Origin of the sequence: Moorena sp. SIO4A1, from assembly GCF_010672065.1 — a bacterium.
Classification (GTDB): Bacteria; Cyanobacteriota; Cyanobacteriia; order Cyanobacteriales; family Coleofasciculaceae; genus Moorena.
Genome location: NZ_JAAHHX010000213.1, coordinates 1 through 3,021, shown reverse-complemented (window position 1 = coordinate 3,021; position 3,021 = coordinate 1). Strand labels below are relative to the sequence as shown.

Here is a 3,021-nt window from a genome sequence, read left to right as displayed (position 1 = left end):
CTTTCAACTTTCAACTTTCAACTTTCAACTTTCAACCTTCAACCTTCAACTTTCAACTTTCAACATTAAACCTTTAAACCTTCAATAAATCCCACTCCATTCCCGCAAAATCGGCAAGACAAAGCTAATCGGCACACGCTCTTTTACTCTCACCCTAGCGGTGGTAGTAGTTCCGGCAGAAATTTTCAAGTCTGGACCATCGGAAGATGACCATTGGTAGCCACTAAACGTGGTATAATCTGCTTCTAATTGAGCGTAGACTTCTATCATTGCTCCCCCCTGACCGATCAGATTATCTACTACTTCTGGATTCCCAACTACACTAGCTGCTCCCTCGCGAGTTACAGGATAGGGTGAAACTGAAGTAATTTTGCCCACAATGCCACCAAATCGTTGTCGCTTGACTGTATCCGGTGTAATTTGAATCAGCATTCCCGGTTGAATCTTTTTCCCGTCCTTGACCGAGAAATAGGTAATGCCCTCCATGCCATCACTTTGTCCCTTAACTGTCATGGTGCCGAGCTGGGTTCCGGGTTGAACCACTTGTCCCCTAACAGCAGCAATTTCGACAACGCACCCAGCGTAAGGACTCAGAATTTTACTCTTGTCTGCCAGTTGCTTTTCCAGTCGAGCAATTTCTAGCTTCACGTCCTGAATCTGATTGCTTCGTTGATTAGAACTTTCCAAATTCTGTTGGTCTAAACGTTTTTCCTTGGTATCCAACTCTTGTAACTGTGCTCTGATTTGGGATATGGTATTAAGATTATCCAAATATTTTTGTTGCGCCTCAGTTTCTCGAACACTGAGTTCCTCTAACTTTACTTGAATCTCACTAATCGTACTGAGATTCTGTACGTATGTGCCTTCTGTTTCAGTTTCACTAACATCCAGTTGCTTCAACTGTGCTTCCAGCTCCGAGATACTCTGCACGGCTTGGCGATACTCTTGTTCCGCTTGTAAAACAGCATCTTCGGCAATTCCCCCTACCGCCGACAGTTCCTGACGCTTTTGCCATCTCCGTTTGAAAACTGGGACTTGAGCTATAAGATCCCTGAGCCGTTGTTCTAAGCTTTGGCGCTGCTGTGCGATCGCTTTCAATCCCTTATCCTGTAATACTGGAGTCAGAGCCATGGCATCCCGCAGCTGTTGGTTTAGACTTTGACGCTGTCGAGCGATCGCAGTAAAGTTTTTCTCTTTTAGTACAGGAGTCAGAGCCATGGCATCTTGCAACCGTTGCTGTAAGCTAGCTCGCTGCTTTGCGATCGCATCCGTTTCCAGTTGGGTTAGCTGAGTTGAAATTAAATTGCTATCTCTATCCTGTACCTGCAATTGACTTAGTTTCCTCCGTTGCAGCTGTAACTGCTTTTTGAGTTCAGATGGGTCAATGGTTGCCAGTACATCATTTTTCTCAAAGCATTGCCCCTCCCCGACATTTAGAGAGTCCAACTGTCCAGATATAGTGGACTGAAACTGTACTAGCCGCCGAGGACGGATTAGTACTCCTTGACCGGTGACAGTGATGGGAATCCGTCCAAAAATACTCCAAATCACAGCCAAAAACACCAAACCCCCCAAAGCCGCTAACGGTAGCCAATCCCTAGGATTAACCACTTGCATCAACTGATCCAGCCGTTCTGGGGAAGATAGCCGTTCAAGTGATTCTTGGCGAAACAGACTTTTCTTGTTCTTGAACATTTTAAGTAGTCGGACAAAAGTAAAATTAACTGTTGAAATAGCGAACAGGGAACAGGGAACAGGGAACAGGGAACAGGGAACAGGGAGCAGGGAGCAGAGGGATTTTTGGCAACTTTACACAAGTTAATATAGCGATGCAGCGCGGTCTTGGGGAGGCAGCGCCTTCATGCGGGGGTTCCCACCGGGCTGGAGAGCGATGCAGAGGTGCGACCCGTGGCGAATTTAATTCGCCTACGGAAAGCGCACCTAAGCCTTCATGCGGGGGTTTCCCCCACTCGCGCTTTGCATGGCTGACAGGTGCGGACGCAGGTTCCGCACACAGACCCATGCGCCATGAGCGACTGCCGTGGTTTCCCCCATGAGCGACTGAATCAAGAAGCGAGGTTTATTTTTGTCCAGCTACTTAGAACAACTTTTGGAGTTCTATAGCAATCCTATTTAAATTGTGAACAGTGATAGTTCTATGCAATAGAAAAAATCATACTATAGATGAATTGTGATGAAAGGAAACAAAGAACTTCGGAGCTTTATCATAACACTAAAAAATCCTCGTATATCTTGACACTGTTCCCTATTCCCTATTCCCTGTTTTCTATTCTCTGTTCCCTATTCCCTATTCCCTAGTCCCTTTTTATATCAATATTATATTTAGATCTCAAATAAAAATACTATATAATCAGAGTAGCTGACGGAATTTTAGATGGACTTTACCTCAGGGCGTCAAGGGTTTTACACAGAAATAAATCAGCCAGATGACCAAATTCATTTGGCAAAAGCAGCGCTTTATATCGCTCAGGAAGAATATCCGGATCTGGCTATTGATGATTACCTCAATGCCTTAGATGTGATGGCATCTGAAGTAGAAGAGCGCTTGCCAAAGGAACGCTATCCTCTCCGAGTAATTAAAACTCTTAATCAGTATTTATATGATGACCTAGGATATTCGGGTAATAGGAGTGATTACTACGATCCCGGTAATAGTTTCCTCAATCAGGTAATTGATCGGCGCACAGGTATTCCGATTACTCTTTCCGTGGTTTACCTGGAAGTCGCTCGACGCCTTGATTTTCCCATGGTTGGTATTGGGATGCCAGGGCATTTCCTAATTCGCCCACAGTTTGAGCAGGTGGGTATCTTTGTGGATTCTTTCGATGGCGGTGAGATTTTATTTGAACAAGACTGCGAGGAACGACTAACCCAAATTTATGGGCATCCGGTAACGCTACAACCACGTTTCCTAGCACCGGTTAGTAATCGGCAGCTGTTGGCACGAATGTTAATGAATCTTAAATTAATTTACCTCAATCGCCAAGACTTACCTAGAGC

The 3,021-nt window shown here is 45.0% G+C and carries 3 protein-coding genes; 2 read left to right on the top strand and 1 reads right to left on the bottom strand.

All coding sequences use genetic code 11. The features are described 5' to 3' along the window. Positions 1-81: 81 nt before the first annotated feature. The gene (locus F6K53_RS36325; protein ID WP_293061976.1) at positions 82-1,695 is read right to left on the bottom strand and encodes an NHLP bacteriocin system secretion protein; all 1,614 of its coding nucleotides are present in this window, start codon (positions 1,693-1,695) and stop codon (positions 82-84) included. 489 nt (positions 1,696-2,184) lie between these two features. Between F6K53_RS36325 and F6K53_RS36320 the strand changes: the two genes are divergently transcribed. Then, a complete protein-coding gene (locus F6K53_RS36320) occupies positions 2,185-2,319 on the top strand; it encodes a hypothetical protein (protein ID WP_293084295.1) in 135 nt (44 codons plus the stop codon). Between the two features lie 76 nt (positions 2,320-2,395). Next, a partial coding sequence (locus F6K53_RS36315) for a transglutaminase-like domain-containing protein (RefSeq protein ID WP_293084292.1) occupies positions 2,396-3,021 on the top strand: 626 nt, incomplete at its 3' end.

What these genes read in the sequence shown, in the direction of transcription:
- F6K53_RS36325 (WP_293061976.1), bottom strand. Translation starts at nt 1,695, where the DNA reads ATGTTCAAGAACAAGAAAAGTCTGTTTCGCCAAGAATCACTTGAACGG.
- F6K53_RS36320 (WP_293084295.1), top strand. Translation starts at nt 2,185, where the DNA reads ATGAATTGTGATGAAAGGAAACAAAGAACTTCGGAGCTTTATCATAAC.